The 21,491-nt window shown below is 44.6% G+C and carries 21 protein-coding genes; 12 read left to right on the top strand and 9 right to left on the bottom strand.

The genetic code is table 11. The features are described from left to right. The first annotated feature begins 148 nt into the window (after nt 1-148). Together LCM10_RS16190 and LCM10_RS16185 are read left to right on the top strand one after the other, a co-directional pair. Nucleotides 149-1,561 carry a SpoVR family protein gene (locus LCM10_RS16190; RefSeq protein WP_224877338.1) on the top strand — a complete coding sequence of 471 codons (1,413 nt, stop codon included), beginning with the start codon at nt 149-151 and terminating at the stop codon, nt 1,559-1,561. Between the two features lie 30 nt (nt 1,562-1,591). Then, on the top strand, nt 1,592-1,936 hold the full coding sequence (locus LCM10_RS16185) for a hypothetical protein (RefSeq protein WP_224877337.1): 345 nt from the start codon (nt 1,592-1,594) through the stop codon (nt 1,934-1,936). A 126-nt stretch (nt 1,937-2,062) separates the two neighbouring features. On the opposite strand, the gene LCM10_RS16180 is transcribed toward LCM10_RS16185, so the two are convergent. The 5 genes from LCM10_RS16180 to LCM10_RS16160 all read right to left on the bottom strand — a co-directional run bounded on the left by LCM10_RS16180 (nt 2,063) and on the right by LCM10_RS16160 (nt 7,340). Next, nucleotides 2,063-2,839: a 3-hydroxybutyrate dehydrogenase gene (locus tag LCM10_RS16180; protein WP_224877336.1), complete on the bottom strand. Its 777-nt coding sequence runs from the start codon at nt 2,837-2,839 to the stop codon at nt 2,063-2,065. Between the two features lie 104 nt (nt 2,840-2,943). Next, nucleotides 2,944-4,230, bottom strand: coding sequence for a GntP family permease (locus tag LCM10_RS16175; protein WP_224877335.1), 1,287 nt, complete (start codon nt 4,228-4,230; stop codon nt 2,944-2,946). Between the two features lie 349 nt (nt 4,231-4,579). Then, nucleotides 4,580-5,278 carry an ABC transporter ATP-binding protein gene (locus tag LCM10_RS16170; protein ID WP_224877334.1) on the bottom strand — a complete coding sequence of 233 codons (699 nt, stop codon included), beginning with the start codon at nt 5,276-5,278 and terminating at the stop codon, nt 4,580-4,582. Between the two features lie 13 nt (nt 5,279-5,291). Next, nucleotides 5,292-6,692 carry an ABC transporter permease gene (locus LCM10_RS16165; RefSeq protein WP_224877333.1) on the bottom strand — a complete coding sequence of 467 codons (1,401 nt, stop codon included), beginning with the start codon at nt 6,690-6,692 and terminating at the stop codon, nt 5,292-5,294. 21 nt (nt 6,693-6,713) lie between these two features. Beyond that, entirely contained in the window at nt 6,714-7,340 is a 627-nt protein-coding gene (locus LCM10_RS16160) for a hypothetical protein (protein ID WP_224877332.1), read from the bottom strand. Nucleotides 7,341-7,520: 180 nt separating this feature from the next. Between LCM10_RS16160 and LCM10_RS16155 the strand changes: the two genes are divergently transcribed. The 4 genes from LCM10_RS16155 to LCM10_RS16140 all read left to right on the top strand — a co-directional run bounded on the left by LCM10_RS16155 (nt 7,521) and on the right by LCM10_RS16140 (nt 10,452). Then, nucleotides 7,521-8,222, top strand: a complete 702-nt coding sequence (locus tag LCM10_RS16155) for a response regulator transcription factor (RefSeq protein WP_224877331.1) — start codon at nt 7,521-7,523, stop codon at nt 8,220-8,222. After that, a complete protein-coding gene (locus LCM10_RS16150) occupies nt 8,212-9,633 on the top strand; it encodes a sensor histidine kinase (protein ID WP_263621539.1) in 1,422 nt (473 codons plus the stop codon). The genes LCM10_RS16155 and LCM10_RS16150 overlap by 11 nt, the downstream gene beginning before the upstream one ends. 194 nt (nt 9,634-9,827) lie before the next feature. Further along, complete coding sequence (locus LCM10_RS16145) at nt 9,828-10,157, top strand: hypothetical protein (RefSeq protein WP_224877330.1); 330 nt, start codon at nt 9,828-9,830, stop codon at nt 10,155-10,157. Nucleotides 10,158-10,281: 124 nt separating this feature from the next. After that, nucleotides 10,282-10,452 (top strand): Fur-regulated basic protein FbpA, encoded by a 171-nt coding sequence (locus LCM10_RS16140; protein WP_224877329.1) that lies wholly within the window; start codon nt 10,282-10,284, stop codon nt 10,450-10,452. Nucleotides 10,453-10,506: 54 nt separating this feature from the next. On the opposite strand, the gene LCM10_RS16135 is transcribed toward LCM10_RS16140, so the two are convergent. After that, nucleotides 10,507-11,409: an aldo/keto reductase gene (locus tag LCM10_RS16135; RefSeq protein WP_224877328.1), complete on the bottom strand. Its 903-nt coding sequence runs from the start codon at nt 11,407-11,409 to the stop codon at nt 10,507-10,509. A 90-nt stretch (nt 11,410-11,499) separates the two neighbouring features. On the opposite strand from LCM10_RS16135, the gene LCM10_RS16130 reads away from it, so the two are divergent. From LCM10_RS16130 to splB, 3 genes are all read left to right on the top strand, one after another. Continuing rightward, nucleotides 11,500-12,399 (top strand): phosphotransferase enzyme family protein, encoded by a 900-nt coding sequence (locus LCM10_RS16130; RefSeq protein ID WP_224877327.1) that lies wholly within the window; start codon nt 11,500-11,502, stop codon nt 12,397-12,399. Nucleotides 12,400-12,586: 187 nt separating this feature from the next. Beyond that, nucleotides 12,587-12,832: a transcriptional regulator SplA domain-containing protein gene (locus LCM10_RS16125; protein ID WP_224877326.1), complete on the top strand. Its 246-nt coding sequence runs from the start codon at nt 12,587-12,589 to the stop codon at nt 12,830-12,832. Between the two features lie 12 nt (nt 12,833-12,844). Further along, on the top strand, nt 12,845-13,873 hold the full coding sequence (splB, locus tag LCM10_RS16120; protein WP_224877325.1) for a spore photoproduct lyase: 1,029 nt from the start codon (nt 12,845-12,847) through the stop codon (nt 13,871-13,873). Nucleotides 13,874-13,991: 118 nt separating this feature from the next. Here the strand turns inward: splB and LCM10_RS16115 are convergent, their stop codons facing one another. Continuing rightward, nucleotides 13,992-14,420 (bottom strand): hypothetical protein, encoded by a 429-nt coding sequence (locus LCM10_RS16115; protein ID WP_224877324.1) that lies wholly within the window; start codon nt 14,418-14,420, stop codon nt 13,992-13,994. A gap of 320 nt (nt 14,421-14,740) precedes the next feature. Here LCM10_RS16115 and LCM10_RS16110 point away from each other — a divergent pair, with 320 nt between their 5' ends. Both LCM10_RS16110 and LCM10_RS16105 read left to right on the top strand, forming a co-directional pair. After that, nucleotides 14,741-15,985 (top strand): dicarboxylate/amino acid:cation symporter, encoded by a 1,245-nt coding sequence (locus tag LCM10_RS16110; RefSeq protein ID WP_224877323.1) that lies wholly within the window; start codon nt 14,741-14,743, stop codon nt 15,983-15,985. A 224-nt stretch (nt 15,986-16,209) separates the two neighbouring features. Continuing rightward, nucleotides 16,210-16,659 carry a helix-turn-helix transcriptional regulator gene (locus tag LCM10_RS16105; RefSeq protein ID WP_224877322.1) on the top strand — a complete coding sequence of 150 codons (450 nt, stop codon included), beginning with the start codon at nt 16,210-16,212 and terminating at the stop codon, nt 16,657-16,659. A gap of 91 nt (nt 16,660-16,750) precedes the next feature. Here LCM10_RS16105 and LCM10_RS16100 read toward each other — a convergent pair whose 3' ends face one another. Then, on the bottom strand, nt 16,751-17,281 hold the full coding sequence (locus LCM10_RS16100; protein ID WP_224877321.1) for a universal stress protein: 531 nt from the start codon (nt 17,279-17,281) through the stop codon (nt 16,751-16,753). Nucleotides 17,282-17,674: 393 nt separating this feature from the next. Further along, the gene (locus LCM10_RS16095) at nt 17,675-19,714 is read right to left on the bottom strand and encodes a sigma-54 interaction domain-containing protein (RefSeq protein WP_224877320.1); all 2,040 of its coding nucleotides are present in this window, start codon (nt 19,712-19,714) and stop codon (nt 17,675-17,677) included. A gap of 166 nt (nt 19,715-19,880) precedes the next feature. On the opposite strand from LCM10_RS16095, the gene yfcC reads away from it, so the two are divergent. Continuing rightward, nucleotides 19,881-21,383: a putative basic amino acid antiporter YfcC gene (gene yfcC / locus LCM10_RS16090; protein ID WP_224877319.1), complete on the top strand. Its 1,503-nt coding sequence runs from the start codon at nt 19,881-19,883 to the stop codon at nt 21,381-21,383. Nucleotides 21,384-21,491 lie beyond the last annotated feature (108 nt).

The raw sequence follows: 21,491 nt of genomic DNA, 5'->3' as shown, positions 1-21,491 counted from the left end.
TGGATCCGTTTTTAAAAACGGATCCAGTCCTTTTTTAAAAAAGGGGGAGTTGGGAAATCTTACGCTTGGGTATTTAGACAACTTTTCTTCTCATGAATCCCATCTTCTTCTCATACATTGAGATAAGAGTATGTAGAGGGGGATGACCATGAACCAAGAGGAACAAAAGCAATTGCAGAATGCGATTGGTGAAATCACTGAAATAGCTGCCGGATTCGGTCTCGACTTTTATCCGATGAGATATGAGATCTGCCCTGCTGATATCATATATACATTTGGTGCATACGGGATGCCGACCCGTTTTTCTCATTGGAGCTTTGGGAAGCAATTTCACAAAATGAAGCTGCAATATGATCTGGGTCTGAGTAAAATCTATGAGCTAGTGATCAATTCGGATCCATGCTATGCGTTTCTATTGGATTCCAACTCGCTGATTCAAAACAAGCTGATTGTGGCGCATGTTCTTGCTCACTGCGATTTCTTCAAAAACAATGTTCGGTTTCAGAATACAAAGCGCGATATGGTCGAAAGCATGGCGGCTACGGCCGATCGTGTAAGAAGGTATGAAATCGAACATGGTAAACAGGAAGTGGAAAATTTCCTTGACGCTGTTCTCGCCATTGATGAACATATCGATCCTTCCTTGATGCGGCCGAAACTTTCCTGGACGATGGATGATGTGGAGTGGGTGGAAGAAGAAGTGAATGCAGCCACTCCTTATGATGATTTATGGTCGCTTGACGAGAAGCCGAAAAAGAGGAATACGAAAAAAGTGAAGAAAAAATTCCCTCCTCAGCCTGAGAAGGATATTCTTCTGTTCATTGAACAATACAGCCGCGAACTGACTGATTGGCAAAGGGATATCCTTACCATGATGAGGGAGGAGATGCTGTATTTCTGGCCGCAACTTGAGACGAAGATCATGAATGAAGGCTGGGCTTCCTACTGGCATCAGCGGATCATCCGCGAGATGGATCTGACAAGCGGGGAAGCAATCGAATTCGCCAAGCTGAATGCAGGGGTCGTGCAGCCATCACGCACAGGAATCAACCCTTATTATTTGGGACTTAAGATCTTTGAAGATATTGAAGAGCGCTACGACAACCCTACGGAAGAAATGAAGAAGCGCGGGGTGAAACCAGGTTCTGGGCGGGATAAAATGTTCGAGGTCCGCGAAATTGAATCGGATATTTCATTCTTGCGCAATTATTTAACGAAGGACCTTGTGATGAGGGAAGATATGTACCTCTTCCAGAAGCAAGGAAAAGATTATAAGATTGTCGATAAAGAGTGGACCGCAGTCCGAGATCAGCTGGTGAGCATGAGGGTCAATGGAGGGTTTCCTTATATCACGGTCAATGACGGCGACTACATGAAGAGCGGGGAACTCTACCTTAAGCACTGGTTCGAGGATGTGGAGCTTGATATCAAGTATCTGGAAAAGGTGCTCCCTTATGTCCATCGCCTGTGGGGCAGGCCGGTTCATATTGAAACGCATGTGGAGAACCGGGATATGCTGTTCACTTATGATGGACGGAGTGTGCAGAGAAAATATCTATAACAGGGGAAGGGAAATGGAGGGGGAATCGATATGGCAGATGTTGAAGTGTTCATAGGTGACCTGACGGACGAAACATTCCATTATGGTGGAGGCGACTGGAATCACAATTATCCCAGGAGAATAAGCGGATTCTTCCCTAAAGGGTACGATTTGTTCTTCTCAGTGTTGGATGACATCTATTATAACCGAATCGAAGGCAGGCAGACGGACTGGGGAAGCCATACGTGCCCGATGTATCCACATGAAATCATGACGTTGCTGGAGGGGTACTATACAAAGCATATGCACGACCTCAGGGTCCAAGAGTTATTCCAGTTTGTGAAACAGCTCGATCCGGAACAGCAATATGGGCTGGTGGCTTGTGAAATGACATAGGGAATGCAGTTTGCTACGCACACCCTTGTCGGTTTTGGGATAAGAGTCATTGATCGCGGCATGAAAAAATCGGATCACTTAGTGATCCGATTTTTTTTCTGTCCGGCAATGCATTGCAAAGGGCGGTTATTGTGCCGTATAGCCGCCGTCCAGCACGACGGCCTGACCCGTCACGCCTTTCGCTTTATCACTTGCAAGGAACATTGTATAATCCGCAATCTCTTCCACCGATAGTAATCGTTTCTGTGGTACGAGAGGATAGATGACTTCTTCGAGCACTTTTTCAAGCGGGACCCCTCTGGTAGAGGAGATATCCTGTAATTGATTCCGGACAAGCGGAGTATCTACATACCCCGGGCACATGGCGTTGACCGTGATGCCATGCTCAGCCCCTTCAAGTGCAGATACTTTTGTCAAACCGATTACGCCGTGCTTGGCGCTATTGTAGGCGGCCTTCCCTGCAAACCCGATCAATCCGTTGATGGAGGCCATGTTGATGATGCGCCCGAATTTCTGCTTTTTCATATGGGGGAATGCAAATTTCGTTGCAATGAAAGGCGCAGTCAGCATGATCCTGATTAGAAGTTCAAATTTCTCGATTGGAAAATCTTCAATCGGAGCAACATGCTGTAAGCCGGCATTGTTGATCAACACATCGATTCTCCCGTAATGTTCGACCGTCTTATCGATCCCAGCCTTCACCTCTTCTTCACTCGTCACATCACACTTGACGCCGATTGCATCAAAGCCCCTGTCTTTCAGTTCTTCGACGGCTTTATCAAGTCCTTCCTGATTGATATCGGAAAGCACGACCTTTGCCCCGTTTTGTGCAAAATGCTCCCCGATTTCAAATCCGATGCCGCGGGCGGCACCAGTGATAAAAACAACTTTTTCATCTACCATGATTCATTCCTCCTAAGTGTTTGAGTATTGTGATGGTCGTTCCCTGGAAAGAGTACGGCTATATGAACAATGTCATGATGATTCGACCACGAATCAATTCTCCCTTAATATATCCCCATATTCGCCAAAATAATGGACGCAATTTCAGCGACGGTCGGAATCAGCAATCCAACGACCGCGACATCCAGATAAGAGTCTTTATGCGTCAGTCCCGTTACCGCAAACAATGTCAGCAGCGCCCCGTTATGAGGCAGGATGGAGGCACCGGAAGAAATGGATGCGATCCTGTGAAAAGCTTCCGCGCTGATGCCCGATGATTGGGATAGTTCATAGTATTTATCGCCCAATGCCTCAAGGGCAATGCCCATCCCACCGGATGCCGAACCGGTGATGGCAGCCAGGACCTGGACGGCGATCGCTTCTGAAATGACAGGATTCCCTTTGATTCCAAGAATCAGATTTGTCAGCGTCTTGAAGCCTGGAGCGGCTGTAACGACGGCACCGAAACCGACGGCGGCGCTTGTATTGATGACCGCCATGACAGAGCCTTTCGCCCCGCCGTTAATCGACGGTATGAACTTCTTGAAATGCTTGAGATTAATCAATAAGATTGAAAGGATCCCCACCAAAAGGGAGGTCAATATGTTCCAATCGAAAACATTCAAGGTCACCACCACGATGACCAAGGGCAGGAAGGACAGATAAAAGTTAGGAAGTTCATCCTTTTTGATTTCCTTTACTTCATTCCCTTCGCCCGGCTCGGTGAACGTATCACCTTTCTTGGTGAACATGCTTTGACGCCATCTAAGATAAAAGTACCCGCCGGCGGCCATGATCAATCCTCCGACAACCCCGATGATCGGAGCGGCTGTAGGGGTCGTCTTGAAATAATCCATTGGAATCAGGTTCTGGATTTGGGGTGTGCCCGGAATGGCTGTCATCGTAAACGTAAATGCCCCCAGTACGAACACAGGAGGAAGAAGCTTACGGGTTATGTCCGCTTCCCTGAACATCGCGATGGCCAGAGGGTAAATGGCAAAGACGACGACAAAGAGGCTGACTCCGCCATATGTCAAAACGGCTGCCGCGATTAGGACGCCCAATATCGCCCGATCTTTCCCGATGATGCTGGTGATTTTATAGGCAACGGACTGTGCGGCGCCTACATCTTCCATCAGTTTTCCGAAGATCGCCCCGAAAAGGAACACAGGGAACCACTTCTTTGCAAAATCAACAAAGCCGGTCATATAGGTTTCTGTATACGCAGGAAGCAAGTCGAGTCCGCTCATGAGCGCGACCAGTCCTGCCACCAAAGGGGCAATCCAAATGATGGACCAGCCCAAGTAAGCTAATAACATAAGTAGAAGTAATCCAATAATGATGCTAGTCATAATTCACCTCTCAAACTTGTTTACGATTATTCTTCCAAAATCATACCGATTTATCCTGATTCGGTGGTTGTAATATAAAAGCTCTTTTCGTAAAGGTAGTTGTAAGTAATTACTCTGTAGAACACCCTGCCCGATTCCTTGCAAGACTCCGCTTTCCGCTCAGACTTTCCCCGAGGAGGCTCAGGCTCGCTCCCCACCGAAAGTGAGTCACCTGGAGAGAAAATCAACCACTATTCGCTTCTTTCTTAAGGTACAACCATGTTTACGGGAAACCTTCGAAAAACGTAAAGGCAGTCCGCATGATCACTCGATGGTGTTCATGCGGACTGCCTTTATAGTCATTCATCAATTACACAAATCTCTCTTTTTTCTCCTTGTGATTAAAGTGCAGCTTGCCCCGAGACAGGGAAATGACGGTGTCTGAAACGAGTGAAAGTTCTTGATCGTGGGTGACGACAATCACACATTTGTTTTCTTTATGGGCAAGCTCCTTAAACAGCTCCACAATTCCCCTGGCCGTGGACTCATCCAGATTACCGGTCGGTTCATCAGCGAGGATGAGAGAGGACTGGCAGGAGAGTGCCCTTGCAATGGAGACTCTTTGCTGTTGTCCACCGCTCAGTGTCAGCACTTTCTGTCGTGCTTTTTCTTCTGATATCCCAACTTTTTCGAGCATTTCCAACGCATGTGCTTTTTTGTCTTTCACCTTTGATTTTGTGATTTCCATTGCGGTAATGACATTTTGGAGTGCTGTCATATAGGGGAGGAGGTTATAGGACTGAAATACAATCGAAACATACTGATTCCTGAAAGTTGTCAGCCCTATATCCTTAATGTTTTTCCCTTCATAAAGCACCCTGCCCCCTGTCGGCACATCAAGTGCACTGGCGAGTGACAGGAAAGTGGTTTTTCCGGACCCTGAAGGGCCAACGCATGTATAGAATACGCCTCTATGAAACTCTGCTGTGACGTCATTTAAGATCGGATGCGAATCTGCCCCCTTTTTATAGCTGTAGCTTACGTTTTCAAATTGCAACAACTGACTCATATTGATGACCTCCTTAGTCCTTTGTCAAAATTGTCTTTGGATGCAGTCTCAGTACGGTAAGTGATGGGAGGATGGTTGAGACGAGGACAACGAGTAGTCCGATGAAGAACAATCTCATTAGATCTCCGCTCGTGATATCAATTGATAATTCATCCACTACATCTACATCTTGAAGCTGCTGCTGGAATGGGTTACGGCGGCTGTTAGGTAACGAAGCCGGCATATCAGCTGTCTCGCTTGTCGTGATTTCTTGCTGGAGCAATTGTTTTCCTATCTGTTCAGCAACCAGGTTACCTGAAAACGTGGATATTCCCATTGCAATGAATGCGACAATGGTGATTTCAATGAGGAATTGACTGATGAGCTTCGATTTCCTCTCACCGATCGCGAGCAATACGCCCATTTCATATTTTCTTTCCCTTATTGTCATCATGATGATGAGTGCTAATATGATGGCGCCGGCTATGGTGACAAGAATGACTACATGACCCGAGAAAGAAGCCACATTCTCGATCGGTCCCATCATCTGTTGATATAATTGATCATTTGCATCAAGTTTAAATTGATTGAAATCAATGGAAGTTGAAGCTTTTGCATCATTCATGAATGCCTGGATGTCTATCGGGTCTTTCATAAAATAAACTGCCCGGTCAATGGTACCCGTTGATCCTTTTAATGTGCTTGCAGCAGTGACTGGGACAAATAGTTGATTATAAGGGTTCAACGATGTAATGTTTTGAGCACGATCGTCGATTTCGGCAGTTGTCTCATAGATGCCCACGATTTCCAGATTTAATTCCACACCATCTGCATTTGAAACTGTCAGTGAGTCACCCACACTCAGGTCATTTTCACTTGCGAGGTTTTTTTCGATTAAAGTGACTTGTTGATTCTCATCTTCCGCTGTCAGATGACGTCCCTCAAGCAGGGTTGCTTGTCCATTCATGAAAGATTCCGAAGCGTCGGTATAAGAGACGCCCTGGATGCTGACATCACCTGCCATCCTTCCTCCCCCGAAGCCTTGGCCTTGATCCGAGGAGGACTCGGTTACTTCACTTCCTATCGCATTGAACCCGTTCGCAAAAGCAGTAGTGCTGGAATAATAGTTATAGCCTTTCACATAGTTGGAATCCTTTAATTCGTTCGCAGAATCCTCAGGGATCGGGACTGGTTCAAATCTTGCCCTTCTCCCTGCATCATCTTGTTGTGTCTCCATCAGCTTTTCTCGATCGACCGTCAAGGTGACTTCTCCACCGAGTTTCTCCCGGGCCATAATACTGGATTGATTTGCGGCAGTCTGTATCGTCAGACCGGAAAGGACCAGTACGGATATAACGGTCAATACAATGAGCAATAGCATGCTTTTCCCCAACCGGGAAGTTACGTTCCAATATGCACGTTTAATAAAGTTCATACTCCTGATCTCCTCCGAAAATTAAAGGGACTCCAACGTTCCGATTAATCCCTTTCTAAATTCACGCCTCTCTTTTTTTAGCGCTTCAAGGTCAATCTTTTTGTTTTCTACGTAGTCTTGTAAACTCCTTTTATCCAGATCCAGTCCTATTAGTTCATCAAGACTTTCGCCTGTCAGTTTTGAAAGAGGGGCGAGGCGGGCAATCTTATGCAGTTCGACTCCTTCAGTTGTGTATTGTGTCAGCTTCTCTTCGGAAACCCCAGTATAAGTCGAAAGATATTTGATCACCTCTGAACGATGCTCCTCGATGTGGACTCGCATTTTATGACTGGGGCGTTTGTCTTTTTCCTTGAACTCGATCGAGTATTCTTTCGCTACACTCACCCAAGAGCCCAATTCCTTGTAACGCTTCAATAACGCTTCTGCAGATGCTTTCCCTTCAGTTTTTTTCGCCAGGTGATTGGCGATGTGAAGATCATGTTCATCGAAGCCTTCTTTCACAAGGTCATCCATTTCCACCTTCGCAGGTTGCCCTTCTTGCAAGATGGAAGATGAAGGGACCTCTTCAGCGCTTACAGGCTGGAATAACAGTAAACTTACGATTGGTATGGTAAGTGATACCGCCGAAACTCTTTTTGTCTTGAACATTGTCCTTCATCCTTTCTATTAGTGTGATACAGTGATAGCTTATCCACCATTTATGACCAAACTATGAACAAAGAATGACCTAACGTTTAAATGTTCAAGAACAAACAAATAAACATTGAAAACATGATTGAAACACAGTACTTTAAGAGAAAAGACAAGGTTCGGACAGGGGGTAATGCAATGAAAATTTTGGTTGTTGAAGACAATATGAGTGTGTGCTCAATGATTGAGATGTTCTTATTAAAAGAAGGATATGAAAGTACATTTATACATGATGGTGAAGAAGGATATCAACAGTTCCAACAGGGTGAATGGGATTTGTTGATTCTGGACTGGATGCTGCCTGGTATGGATGGTGTTTCATTATGCAGGAAGATCAGGGAGAAGAGCTCGGTTCCAATTATTATGCTTACGGCAAAGGATAGTGAATCCGATCAGGTCATCGGACTTGAATTAGGTGCCGATGATTATGTGACGAAGCCTTTCAGCCCTTTAGCTTTGATGGCACGCATCAAAGCCGTGATGAGAAGGACGAAAAGACAAGGGAATGAAGGTGTACCTCAGGAATTTGTAAAAACGAAATATTTCAAACTGAGTAAAGAAGCGAGAGAAGTCTATATCGGTGACAACCTGATACCGGATTTAACACCAAAGGAATTTGATTTGCTTTCCCATTTCATCGAGCACCCAAAACAGGTCTTTTCAAGGGAACAGTTATTGGAGAGAGTATGGGGGTACCAGTTCTATGGCGATGAACGAACCGTTGACGTACATATCAAGAGACTGCGCAAGAAGCTTGAGTACCTTCTTCCATCCTTCATCCATACAATCTGGGGAGTAGGGTATAAATTTGATGAAACAACTGCAGATCATGAACATTAAATATCTCTATCAGTTATTGATCAGTCATATGACCCCGATACTGGTTGCATTTCTAATATTGAGCTTCTCTTTTTCACAATTCATAGAGAACCTTGTGTATGAGAACAAGGTTGAAGAATTGATGACGTATGGCGAACAGATCGGTTCCCTATCAAATGAGCGGATGCCGCGTGGTAACACGATGACAAGAGTCCGCAGTTACAGTGATTTACTTAAAGCAAGGAATATTCATTTCCTATTCTTTAATGAAGAGGGAAAAGTGAATTTTCATCCTGCTAAATTACCTCCGGATCTAAAACTATCGGAAGAGGAGTGGGAAACGATCAAAAGGGGCGAGAAGCTTGTTGTGAAGCGTGATCTGGATCGGTTTGATCAGGTGGTCTCTCTTGTTGCCATTCCGCTTATAAAGGACGGGACCTTTCAAGGTGGGATTATGTTGACTTCGGCGATTTCTGGATCGGAACGTATGATATCCGAAATCAATAAATCCCTATTCACGATTATGATGTTTACCGTTTTCATAACAGTCCTGATCAGTTGGTTCCTATCTTCTTTCCATGTGAGAAGGATCCGGAAGCTAAGGGATGGGACCTCTAAAGTGGCACTTGGTGATTACGACGTAACCGTTCCTGTGACGTATAGGGATGAAGTGGGAGAATTGTCCAGGGATTTCAACGAAATGGTGAAAAAGCTCAAGGAATCGGATGAAGAGATAGAGCGCCTCGAAAAATTAAGAAGGCAGTTCATGGCCGATGTATCACATGAATTGAGAACACCTTTGACTACGATTAAAGGGATCATAGAAGGAATGAGGACAGATATCCTTTCAGGGAAAGAGAAGCAGAAAGGTATCGACCTTATGCATTCAGAGACGAAGCGGTTGATTCGACTTGTAAATGAGAACCTGGATTACGAAAGAATCCGTACAAATCAAGTACAACTGCATAAAGTGAGAGTATCCCTGGTGGAATTGTTCGAGACGATTAACGATCATCTAGCCCCTTTCGCCAAAGAGAAAGGAAACCGAATCGAGATCGAAGCAGAAGAAGGAATCACCTTATTCGCCGACTATGACCGTGTGATCCAAATACTGATGAATCTCACGAAAAATAGTATCCAGTTCACTGAAAATGGCACAATTTATTTGAAAGGGCAAAGAGGGTACAATGAAACGGTCATCATGATTGAAGATGATGGAATAGGAATGGACCCTGAAGAGATCCATTCAATATGGGAAAGGTTCTACAAAGCCGATGTATCGAGGAGGAGTCTCCCACATGGGGAATTTGGGCTTGGTCTTTCCATTGTGAAGAAACTGATTGAAATCCATGACGGGACCATAGAAGTGAAGAGTAAAAAGCAACAAGGAACCGTGTTCACCCTCAGATTTCCACATGAGCAAACAACTTGATGATCAACATGTGGAACGATTTCGCATTGTATTCAGTAAAAGTTTAGGCTTGAAATTGGATGATAATGAGTTTATCCTTTTAAAGTACCATGATCCATTTTTGGGCCAGGCTGTTCTATGTGGTGAGTGAATTGACCCTCCACAACTATTACAATCAGCATGGACTCACATTGGATGCAGAAAGGAGAACGGTTATGGCCGATGTATTCAACCAGGAGTTTGTTGTCGCTCTTATCATAGCCTTTTCTGCTTACATCATTTTAAGAGGGATCGCAATTTTCTTCGGGAAAGCAGGAAAAGGTTACTTAGAAAATATAGAAGCACCAAGAAAGCTTTATCTTCAGCTGATCGGAATCTATTACGTCATTTCAGGAGGGTTGGGGATGATGGTCCCTAGACTCGATTGGAAAACGGAAGACATCTATTTCGCGATTTCATACTTTGCAATCGTTTCGGTGGTCTTCTGGGTAGCGTTGGATTTCTTCATTAAACGTGATAAGAAAAAGCAGCTACAGCAAAATTGACGAAGAAGATCGGGGAAGGATTACCCGGTCTTTTTTCATTTGATTATACAATCAGCAGCTTGAGGCGTTAGTAGGTTTACTCCTTGCCCGTGTCAGGGTATATCCCAAAGTGGAGGGATGAACCATGCTGCATCAAGAAAATAAATCAACCGAACCAGATTCACCTGAAATGAAAAAAGATTTCTATATCCAACAGCTATTAAGAATTGGTGTATATAAATACTTTGGCAAACAGTTATATGAGCTTTCTTTGGATGAAATCCAGGAAGTTTATATCGAATATTATATTAGCTGAAAAAAGACGACCCTTTATAGTAAAAGGATCGTCTTTTTTTTGATGAATGATTCCTTACGGGACATCGTGTCCCATTGAGCTTTGGAGGATCTCGAACCATTGATCGTGGTTCAGTTTTAAATCGAGGGACTCAATCGCTCTTTGAATGCGTTCTTCTTTACCTGAACCGACAATCGGCATGATGCCTGCAGGATGATTCAGCAGCCATGCGTAAAGCACGGAGTCGATTCCTTGGGCACCGATTTCGTCCTTCACTTTCTCAAGTGTATCGCGAAGGCGGATCGCCTTCTCATCCTTGCCTGTAAAGATGTCTCCGCCTGCAAGCGGTGACCATGCCATCGGGGCAACCCTCTTCTCCTGACAAAGATTGAGCGTACCGTCTTCAAAATTTTCAAGGTGGTAGGCAGATAGTTCAATCTGGTTCGTCACTAATGGGAACGGGAGGTATGATTGCAGCATGTCCCACTGGTGTTTCTTGAAGTTGGACACACCGAAGTGCCGTACTTTCCCCTCATCTTTAAGTTGCGTAAACGCCTCGGCTACTTCCTGGCCATCCATGAAAGGATCCGGGCGGTGAATGAGTAGCACATCGATATAGTCGGTTCTCAGATTCTTCAATGACTGTTCAACCGACTCGACAATATGTTTTCTGCTTGTATTGTAGTGATGAGTCTTGTGCTGAGGACGGTTTTCAGACGGAAGGATTATGCCGCACTTTGTCACAATCTCCATCTTCTCCCTGATGGAAGGTTCCAATGAAAGGGCGTTCCCAAATAGTTCCTCACATGTATATGACCCATAGACATCGGCATGATCGAAAGTCGTGATGCCGTTTTCAAGATTGGATTTAATCAGGGATAGAATCTCTTCGTTAGATTGATTCCATTCCGCTAACCTCCATAGACCATGTATGATCCGGGAGAATGATAATTCTTCAGCGATATTGATTCGTTCCATATGTAGATGACCTCATTTCGTGTTGGTATGCAGTCGCTTACAATAAGCTATACTACATTGTATCTTACTATGATATGGGATGAATTCAAAATGATAGAGCTCGGCTCATACTGGAAACTTGATGAATACGAACTGGCCGGAGATCATTTGAATGTACTGCGGGTTTTGTCTCATGGAAATTCATTTTATTTAAAGTGCCGGAATTCAACATCAAAGAAGGAGCGACTGGAAGAATACAGGATTACAAATTATCTGGTCGAAAGGGGTGTTTCCGTAGAGACCCCGATTTTGACGATGGATGGACAATCCTTCATCGAGAGTGGCGATGCCCATTACTCGTTATATCGTACTATGAGAGGGTCTTCGACGCCAAATGGCAGCATGATCCCTCCAGTCAGCTTTTCTATACTAGGTGAATACCTGTCTGCATTCCATTCCGCGTTGATGGCATATCCGATGGATGCAGACACACCTGTCTGGGATCTAAACGGAAATCTTCAAAAGTGGCTTTCCGTTGTCGCCCCTGAAAAGGAGGGGTGGGCGTACCGGATATCCCGCATGCTTAGTCCCTATGAGGCGTTGTATGGACGGTTGCCTGTACAGCTTGTGCACAGTGATATGCATCTTCGGAATTTCATCTGGGATGGTGATCGATTATGCGGAATGGTCGATTTTGAAAGGGTGAGGCAGGCACCCCGATTGGCGGATATCGCTTATTTGCTCGTGAGTCTCCTGAGGGATTACGGAGGCGAATTGGAATCGATCGGTCTTGCCAGGCGGATTCGAAATTTCATTAAGGGTTATACCGTAAATCTGCCATTATCCGATGAAGAACAGGCATTGCTACAGCCCTTGGGCACGAACATCCTGCTTCAGTATGCGCTTTTCTACTCTAGGAATGGGTTCGAAGAAGAGTCAGATTGTCATGTTCGTATGATCGATTCCCTAATAGATGGCGAGTATTTTAGTTCCATCATTGGCAAGTCTTGAGCAATGGAGTCCGTCCATTGCTTGACCCAAGCAAAGCTTCGATGAAACATCTTTTACCATCATAATTCTCCCACAACTGAGAGAAAATGAAGGCAATGAGTCATGTATTCCTGTTGACAACCTTTTGAACTGAGCGTGCATTACTTAATCAAACAGACTCAATAATGAAAATGAGAAGGTGAAGAAGATGGAATTAAATAGTCAAGGTCTCCCATATTCTCCTGGGGATGTCGTATATGTGATTTACCGCAACCCTCATACGCAAAGTGTCGCAAATGTCCAGGAAGCGGCAGTTGTGAATAACCCGGAAAACCCGGAAGAACTGGCGCTGTTCTTATATGAAACCTATTACCCTTTGACAAATGAATTGGCTGTGTATGCTTCGGAAGCGGAAGCTGAACAGGTTTATAACCAATCATTTGGGGATTTATAAGGGGGAAGGAACATGGTTAAACCTTTTATCCCTCAGTTGGTATACTTTGAACCTGGGGCGTTGGAATACCCTTTAGGTAAAGAGCTCAAGGAAAAATTCGAAAAAATGGATGTTGAAATACGGTATACAACCTCACATAACCAGGTGCGTAATCTTCCGGGTGAGAACCACTTCCAAAAATACAGGATCGCGAAGTCCACACTTGTGGTGGGTGTCAGAAAGACGTTGAAATTCGATACTTCCAAACCCTCTGCCGAATATGCCATCCCATTTGCTACTGGGTGCATGGGGCATTGTCACTACTGCTATCTGCAGACAACAATGGGAAGCAAGCCGTATATCCGGACCTATGTAAATGTAGATGAAATACTGGAATCGGCAGATAAATACATTTCTGAACGCGCACCGGAAATGACGAGATTTGAAGCTGCGTGTACATCGGATATCGTAGGGGTGGATCATCTGACACATACGCTGAAGCGTGCAATCGAGCATTTTGGAGAGTCTGAACACGGAAAACTCAGGTTCGTGACGAAGTTTCATCATGTCGACCATCTGCTAGATGCAAAGCATAACGGCAAGACAAGATTCAGGTTCAGTATAAACGCAGACTATGTGATCAAGAATTTCGAGCCGGGTACTTCCCCGCTTGATAAAAGGCTGGAGGCTGCAGGTAAGGTGGCAAGGGCAGGATATCCGCTTGGATTCATCGTTGCCCCGATCTATATCCATGAAGGTTGGGAAGAGGGCTACAGGAAAATGTTCGAGCATCTTAGTGAACACCTGCCGCAGGATGCCAAAAAGGATTTAACATTCGAGTTCATCCAGCATCGTTTCACGAAACCTGCCAAGCGGGTCATCGAGAAAAACTATCCTATGACAAAGCTTGAACTAAATGAAGAAGAACGAAGATATAAGTGGGGGAAATACGGGATTGGTAAATATATCTACCAAAAAGACGAGGAGCAGGAATTAAAGGATAAACTGTATTCATATATGGATAAGTTCTTCCCTGACGCCAAACTCGAGTATTTCACTTGATCCGTCACAATGAGGGTTGATTCGGGATGCGACCAATGTTCATTTCCCTTAATGGGAAGGGTCGATCCTTATAAAAAAAGGACCGATTACATTTATGTTATAATGTTAATCGGTCCTTTCAACGAAATCCGAGGAGAAGGGGTTCTAGGCTCTTCACTTTTAGCGCCAATTCATCACAGATTTCCTGATAAATGATCCATTCTTCCAGACAGTCTTTCGACCGCTTGCCCGGATTCGGAAGGTCCCAGTGGATGGACTTCCTTTCCAGTTCCAGTGGTAATGGGATATCCTCCTCATACTCGGTGTCCCTGATCTTCACGATTACATCCGCCTTGATCAGGTCTGAATGCTGGATGCGCAAAAGGGGAAAAAAGCTGATATCGATGCTTAATTCCTTCATGGCAAGGACAGGAAGCCTTTGGTCGGCTGCTTCTGATAAGCCTGCGCTCCTGAATGTCCAGTTCGACAAAGGTAACTTACCGGCCCAGCCTTCTGCCATTAATCCTCGCTGGCCACAACTTGAAAGAAAATATACGGTTTTATTCATACGCACTGTTCCTTTCTGTAATCTAGCTGTTACTAATCCTTACCCAATCCCGCATAAGCTAATCCTAATATGGGGTGGAGGTTTCTGGAAAATGCGATAGGTAGAAGGAATTAATAAATCCCTTATTTTACATGGAGGAACGTCAATTACATAGTAGGAAAGATTGAAATTGAACAGTAGCTAATTAAATATTTGAATAAATCAGTATAATGGAGAGGGAAATTCAAACAGTAAAGGTTTAAAAAGTTGACCAGAGGGTAAACAAATGTAAATTATTTTGCCCGCTTACCACATTTAGTAAAGAATAAGGAGGTACATCAATGAAATTAAATTTAACAACTAAGATCATCCTTGCACTCATACTCGGGGCCGTTGTAGGACTTGCCCTGAATATATTTGCTAAAGATGCATTCGATATATTGGATCCATACTTATTCACACCACTTGGGAAGATCTTCTTGAACTTGATCAGCATGCTTGTGGTTCCCATCGTGTTTTTATCAATCGTACTGGGATCTGCAGGGCTAGGTGATCCGAAGAAACTTGGAAGAATCGGGTTGAAGACCATCTCATACTTCCTTGTGACCACGTGTATTGCCATCATCATCGGTCTGACGCTTGCCTATATCATCGACCCAGGTATGGTGGAAGGGATCGACAAGAATCAGGCACAGAGCTTCGAGGCAGATAAGGCACCGCCTGTCGGGGAAACCATCATGAACATCATCCCCAAGAATCCTTTGACGGCGATGACCGAAGGCAATATGCTTCAAATCATCGCATTCGCCATTTTCATCGGTCTGGGACTCACCGCACTAGGAGAGAAGACAAAAGGGGTCCTGAAGCTCGTGGAGCAGGGAAATGATCTCATGATGTACTTGGTGACGCTCGTCATGAAGTTTGCTCCATATGGTACATTCGGATTGATTGCTTCTGCGATCGGAAGTCAGGGAACGAGTGCGCTCAAAGCGATGTGGCTCTATTTTGTCGTTGTATTATCCGCTTTGATCGTCCATGCAATCATCACATATGGAAGTACGGTTGCTTTACTTGCCAGGAAGAATCCCATCTGGTTCTTCAAGAATTTCAGCCCTGCCATGAGTGTTGCGTTCAGTACTTCAAGCAGTAACGCGACGCTACCTCTATCAATGGAAGTGGCACAGGAAAGACTGAATGTCTCTAAACCGGTCAGTTCGTTCGTACAGCCTCTAGGTGCCACAATCAATATGGACGGGACAGCCATCATGCAAGGGGTGGCAACGGTCTTCATTGCACAGGTATACGGAATCGACCTTACACTTGAACAACTGGTCACTGTCGTACTGACAGCTGTTCTTGCAAGTATAGGTACAGCCGGTGTACCCGGCGTGGGATTGATCCTTCTTGCCATGGTATTGAGCTCGGTAGGCTTGCCGGTTGAAGGGATCGGTTTGATCCTTGGGATCGACCGTCTGCTTGATATGGCAAGGACAGCCATCAATATCTCCGGTGATGCGGCGTGTGCACTCTTCGTTTCGGAAAGTGAGAAAAAGCGTACGATAAAGGAACAAAGAGGGGAAGTCTGATGAGTGGTTTTACAGGCTTACCTAGATGTAGGTAGGTGGAAGTCATCGATCTATAGCGAATCAAATCGTGAAATAAGCTGTCTCTTATTGAGGCAGCTTTTTCTTTGCGAACACCCTTCTATTCGTTAGTGATATCCACAGTGTGGTGGGGATGGATTCAACGACTTGCTAGCAAGGGGAAATATCGTGTAATATTACACTAATGATAGAAAGGTGTGGGACGTATGTTGAAAGACGAAGTCATCCTGATCATATCCAATAAGATGCGGTTAATCCGGACAGAGGCAGGTTATACCCAGGATAAGATGGCGACAGTGATCGGGTTATCCAAAAAGACATTGGTGCAAATTGAGAAGGGACGGGTAGAGGCAAGCTGGACCGCAGCGATCGCAGTTTGTGCTTTGTTCAGGGACAGTGATACGTTGGCGTCGGCACTTGGAGGAGAGCCGCTTGAAGTCATTGAAATGATTGCAAGGGAAGAAATGGACTTCAGGAAAGAGAAAACCCTTGGGGGAAAAGTCTGGTGGAAGGAAATTAATAAGCGTGGAGGATATGTCCTTCAGCAAAACCTGTTCAGCAAACACTTTAGAATTCTTGATGAAGATGATTACAGGATTTACAGCAGCTTCGATGAAGAAGGGGCTCGGGACCGTTTCGAAGAGGTTTCTTCATAATCATTCTGTTAGAGCCTGAAGGCGAGTTGAAGAAAAAAGGGGAGAGGGCCTATAAGATTGGCCCTCTCCCCTTTTTTAGTTGGAAATGTCGTCATTTCACAACCATGACACTTGTTTCACAGTTGTGGGCGACCTTTTCACTTACGCTTCCCAATACCCATTTCTTCAAGTTCGATTTTCCAGAATTCCCGACCAACACCAAGTCTGAGTTGTTTTCTTTTGCGTATTCACAAATCCTTTTCGCTTCCGAGCCTGATAAGTGTACGTAATTTATGTTGAGATGATAAGGTTCTAGCCTTTCTTTTACATTTCTTAGGACACCATGTTCGGATGAGGGGGTGGTAATTCCCTGGTTTTGATTGCTTTGTCTTTCTGGATGTATTTTCTCATCCCGCGCAACGGATAAGTTGCCCATGTATTGGTTATCAAAGCCAGGAGATGTATCAGCCAAAACGTGTGTAGGTGTGAAATGATCATCTGAATCGACTGAGCCCTTTTCCTCTGAAACATAAAGAATCGTCAGTTTTGTATCGTGTGACTGTTTTGTTAGTTTCAATGCTTCATCCAATGCTTTTTTACTTCCATCGGTTTCGTCGTATGCCAGTAATATATGCTTATACATGCCATCACCTCAATAGTAAGATGTCTATTATGTACCCTTCTTTGATAGGTTCTAATCATTTTAATGCCGAGGTTGGATTCTGCTTTAACATTCTCGGGCACCTCCACAATCGGAAATTGCCATATTGCCTGACATTCCAAATAATTTATGAGATAGAAGAAGAGCAGGATCGGGGAAGATCGATCCTGCTCTTTCTCATTTGGACTTACATATAGAATGATTGCTGTTTGTTAAGATGATAATTAAAGCATGCTGATGATCCATCCGATGACTACGATGGCACCGATGACCATTAAGATTGTACGTAACATATGTTTCACCTCGACTTATTGATATCAGTAGAAAAAATAGGATTGTTGATAACCGGTTAGTGTATTGTTACCCCGTAGATTTCTACTCGAAACATCCATCATGGGCTTTCAGCCATTGAAGACCGTCATGTGTGATTTCTGTCCCTTTTCTACCTCTATAAATCACCACATACCCGAGATCTTGAAGTTCATTCAATCGTGTCCGGATCTGCTGGACAGATAGTGGTGTGGAACGGTCTAATAATGTAGAAGAGAGCTTTTCCCTGCTTGCGCCCTTTCCTTCTTGATGACAGGTATACAATACGGAAAGGATATTCCGATACGCCTCTGTCTGGTTCAAGGATAGAGTGGTATGATTAGTTTGGTCATTTATCGAGAAATTATGATCGTTTTTTGGCAATAAATCCGTTGTCAGCCTCTTGCCATCCGAGATGGTCATCATATACAAAAGAGTATGGCGCAACTCCCTGATATTACCGGTCCATTTGGCTTGGGCCAATACGGTGAGCAGTTCTTTGTCGATGCTTGAGATGCTGCTTTGCTCCGAGCGGAGGAAGTATCTGATCAAATCCGGAATATCTTCAGGCCGTTCACGAAGGCTCGGGAGTCTCAACGATAATACTTTTAACCGGTGATAAAGATCCTCGCGGAACGTGTTTTCCTCTATCAGCAATTCAAGGTCTTTGTTGGTCGCCGCAATGATTCTTACATCCACAGGAATGTTCTTGTTACCGCCGATTCTTCGCACCTCCATTTCTTGAAGCACCCTTAGGAGACGGGTCTGGAGTTTCATGCTGATATCCCCTATTTCATCAAGAAATAAAGTGCCGCCATCGGCTTGTTCAAACAATCCTTTTTTTCCGCCCTTCAATGCCCCGGTGAATGCGCCTTCTTCATAACCGAATAATTCACTTTCCAGTAAATCTTCTGATAAGGCACTGCAATTCACTGCAAGGAATGGACTGGTCGATCGCGATGAAGCATTGTGGACAGCACTTGAAAACAGCTCTTTCCCTGTACCTGTTTCTCCCATGATCAAAATGGGCCATTCGCTAATGGCAAGCTTTTTGGCAATTGCAATGGTCTCCCTGATCGCCGCGCTTTTTCCGAGAATACTGTCAAAGGTGTACTTGGCAATATGTCCGCTTCGCTGTAATTCGCGTCTTCGGACTTTTTCCATCTCGATGGTTTCTTCCATATCCTTGAACGTTGCAACAATGACTCCTTCCGACTCCATCCGGAAACGGTACACCATCACGTTTTTTTGCCTCAATGTAAAATGCTTCTGATCTTCACTTTCTGTCGAGGTTAGAAAGTGAGTGAGTTCGATGTTCTTAAATACCCTGCTCAGCTTTTTTCCCTTTGATGAAGCGGCGTCCATACCGAGCATTTGTTCAAGAACTTCATTGAAGACGGTGATCTCGCCGGTCTTTTCTTGGAAGGCCAATATTCCATCATTTACGCCATCGACGACTTTATTTAAAAACTTATTGAGTGTGTTGGCTTTTCTGTTGATGGTTCCAAGCCTTTGACTCAATTCAATGATTTTCTTCGTATAGCGATCGGTGATGTCGAATGTCATTTGTTCTGAAAGCTGGAAATGTTGAATGATCCTGGTGATTGTATTTAGGTCGATCAACCGTACCCCTATATCGATCTTCACAGGGATGGAATCAGGGATAAGGGCCGTTTCACCGGGGGAAATGGCGGTATCGGAATGGACTTCAGGGCTCTCGCCCGGCGAGTAAGGGATATACTCTACATGATCAATGCCTAATTTTTTTAACGTGGATATCGCTTCCTTTGCTGTTTTAAGAAAGTCATTTACATATAGGATTTTCTTACCGTGCGGCAGTTCGAAGATACGGTCGATAAACTCATAATTGACCGTCCTTCTTGCCTTGATGATGGTGCAGGAGTCATGGTCGATATAGTCTTTGACTTCATCTTCAATAAGAGTGGAAGAATAGACGATCAATTTATTCGTGAAGAAAGCAGAGATCCCTGTGTCGCAGGCATAGCTTTTTATCGAAATTAATTCACCAAAAACCGATTTCAATTGATTGTGCAGTGCTATTTCGGTTTCTTTTGTCCCTGCAAGCAAAATCAGTTCGTGTTTCATTTCATCACACCTTATTCGTTATATTGGTTATAATTGTTTCGATGATTAACAACCTTATATAACCAATATATCATAAGGAATCGGTATTTTCAGAATATTTAAAGTTGGCATGAATCTTGCATTGTTAAGAGTGAAAGATAAAATAATCGTTTGAGGGGGATGAATAATGGAGAAAGAACAAAAGGCTTGGAAAGTACCGCATACGTTCATCATTGTGTTTTTTGTTGTGTTGGCTGCTGCGGTCCTGACCTACATGGTACCAAAAGGTCAATTCGACACGGAAGAAATCACCTTTATGAAGGATGGGGTCGAACAAACCAAAACCGTATTGGATCCGGATTCTTTTCAATATTTAAAGAACGATGAAGGGGACCTGATCAGGGAAGGAACGAGTCTATTTGAATCAGGCGGAGGAATCGGGTTCCTGAATTACGTCTTTGAAGGACTTGTTTCAGGAGATAAATGGGGGTCGGCTGTAGGGGTAGTCGCATTTATATTGATCATTGGTGGAGCATTTGGAATCATTATGAAGACTAGGGCAATCGAAGAAGGGATCCTGAAAGTGATCGAACGGACTAAAGGGAAGGAATCACTGATCATTCCCATCATGTTCTTCCTGTTTTCCTTGGGCGGGGCAGTATTTGGGATGGGTGAGGAGGCCATCGCATTTGCGATGATTCTCGTTCCGATCATGATTGCAATCGGTTACGATGCCATTACGGGCATCATGATCACATATGTAGCCACGCAGATCGGTTTTGCAACTTCTTGGATGAATCCTTTCGGGGTGGCGATTGCGCAGGGAGTCTCAGGTGTTCCGGTCTTATCCGGAGCTGGGTTCAGGATTGCGATGTGGATTGTGTTTACGGCAGTCGGGATCCTCTATACATGGAGGTATGCTTCTTCCATCAAGAAAGATCCGAGGAAGAGCTTATCTTATTCCACGGATGAGTATTTCCGTCAAGACGGGAAGATAAAGGATCTAAATACCTCTTTCACTCTTGGTCATACGCTTGTTATCTTGACCGTGGGAGCAGGGATCGCCTGGATCATTTGGGGCGTGGTGGAACATGCATATTATATTCCGGAGATCGCGACTCAATTCTTCACGATTGGATTGGTTGCAGGGATCATCGGGGTACTCTTTAAATTGAATGGAATGAACTGGGACGACGTCGCAAACGGATTCATCGATGGAGCCAAAGACTTATTGCCGGCGGCATTGGTTGTCGGGATGGCAAAAGGGATCGTCATCATCCTCGGGGGTGATGCACCGGATGCGCCGTCTGTCTTGAATACGATCCTATTCGGTGCCGGACAGGTTGTCGGTGACTTCCCGCAGGCTATATCCGCATGGTGTATGTATGTATTCCAATCAGTCTTTAACTTCTTTGTTGTTTCGGGATCGGGTCAGGCAGCGTTGACGATGCCGTTGATGGCTCCACTTTCAGATATTGCAGGTGTCTCCCGACAGGTAGCGGTGCTTGCGTTCCAGCTGGGCGATGGATTGACCAATATCCTTGTCCCGACTTCGGCAGCCTTGATGGGTACGCTAGGTGCAGCGAGGGTTGATTGGGGAGTTTGGGCAAGGTTCATCATCAAGTTCATGCTGATTTTATTCGTATTATCGTCAGTCTTTGTCATTGCGGCATCACTCGGTGGCTTCTAATTGAAATTTAAGACTGACTGCAACGGGAATTGTAGATTTCGTTAAAATTCATTTATAGTACAACTTTATAAAGGCTGCTGCTTTCCATGCAAGGCACCTGCCTTGCAT

The sequence above is a fragment of the Rossellomorea aquimaris genome (assembly GCF_020171925.1).
In the GTDB taxonomy this organism is placed as follows: Bacteria; Bacillota; Bacilli; order Bacillales; family Bacillaceae_B; genus Rossellomorea; species Rossellomorea aquimaris_F.
Note: the sequence above shows the minus strand (reverse complement) of the source record. Positions and strands in the feature narration are given on the sequence as shown.

Coding starts and splice junctions, on each gene's coding strand:
- LCM10_RS16150 (WP_263621539.1), top strand. CDS start 8,212: ATGAACATTAAATATCTCTATCAGTTATTGATCAGTCATATGACCCCG.
- LCM10_RS16190 (WP_224877338.1), top strand. CDS start 149: ATGAACCAAGAGGAACAAAAGCAATTGCAGAATGCGATTGGTGAAATC.
- yfcC (WP_224877319.1), top strand. CDS start 19,881: ATGGAGAAAGAACAAAAGGCTTGGAAAGTACCGCATACGTTCATCATT.
- LCM10_RS16095 (WP_224877320.1), bottom strand. CDS start 19,714: ATGAAACACGAACTGATTTTGCTTGCAGGGACAAAAGAAACCGAAATA.
- LCM10_RS16160 (WP_224877332.1), bottom strand. CDS start 7,340: ATGTTCAAGACAAAAAGAGTTTCGGCGGTATCACTTACCATACCAATC.
- LCM10_RS16130 (WP_224877327.1), top strand. CDS start 11,500: ATGATAGAGCTCGGCTCATACTGGAAACTTGATGAATACGAACTGGCC.
- LCM10_RS16125 (WP_224877326.1), top strand. CDS start 12,587: ATGGAATTAAATAGTCAAGGTCTCCCATATTCTCCTGGGGATGTCGTA.
- LCM10_RS16140 (WP_224877329.1), top strand. CDS start 10,282: ATGCTGCATCAAGAAAATAAATCAACCGAACCAGATTCACCTGAAATG.
- LCM10_RS16135 (WP_224877328.1), bottom strand. CDS start 11,409: ATGGAACGAATCAATATCGCTGAAGAATTATCATTCTCCCGGATCATA.
- LCM10_RS16155 (WP_224877331.1), top strand. CDS start 7,521: ATGAAAATTTTGGTTGTTGAAGACAATATGAGTGTGTGCTCAATGATT.
- LCM10_RS16175 (WP_224877335.1), bottom strand. CDS start 4,230: ATGACTAGCATCATTATTGGATTACTTCTACTTATGTTATTAGCTTAC.
- LCM10_RS16145 (WP_224877330.1), top strand. CDS start 9,828: ATGGCCGATGTATTCAACCAGGAGTTTGTTGTCGCTCTTATCATAGCC.
- LCM10_RS16185 (WP_224877337.1), top strand. CDS start 1,592: ATGGCAGATGTTGAAGTGTTCATAGGTGACCTGACGGACGAAACATTC.
- LCM10_RS16170 (WP_224877334.1), bottom strand. CDS start 5,278: ATGAGTCAGTTGTTGCAATTTGAAAACGTAAGCTACAGCTATAAAAAG.
- LCM10_RS16165 (WP_224877333.1), bottom strand. CDS start 6,692: ATGAACTTTATTAAACGTGCATATTGGAACGTAACTTCCCGGTTGGGG.
- LCM10_RS16110 (WP_224877323.1), top strand. CDS start 14,741: ATGAAATTAAATTTAACAACTAAGATCATCCTTGCACTCATACTCGGG.
- LCM10_RS16180 (WP_224877336.1), bottom strand. CDS start 2,839: ATGGTAGATGAAAAAGTTGTTTTTATCACTGGTGCCGCCCGCGGCATC.
- LCM10_RS16105 (WP_224877322.1), top strand. CDS start 16,210: ATGTTGAAAGACGAAGTCATCCTGATCATATCCAATAAGATGCGGTTA.
- LCM10_RS16115 (WP_224877324.1), bottom strand. CDS start 14,420: ATGAATAAAACCGTATATTTTCTTTCAAGTTGTGGCCAGCGAGGATTA.
- LCM10_RS16100 (WP_224877321.1), bottom strand. CDS start 17,281: ATGTATAAGCATATATTACTGGCATACGACGAAACCGATGGAAGTAAA.
- splB (WP_224877325.1), top strand. CDS start 12,845: ATGGTTAAACCTTTTATCCCTCAGTTGGTATACTTTGAACCTGGGGCG.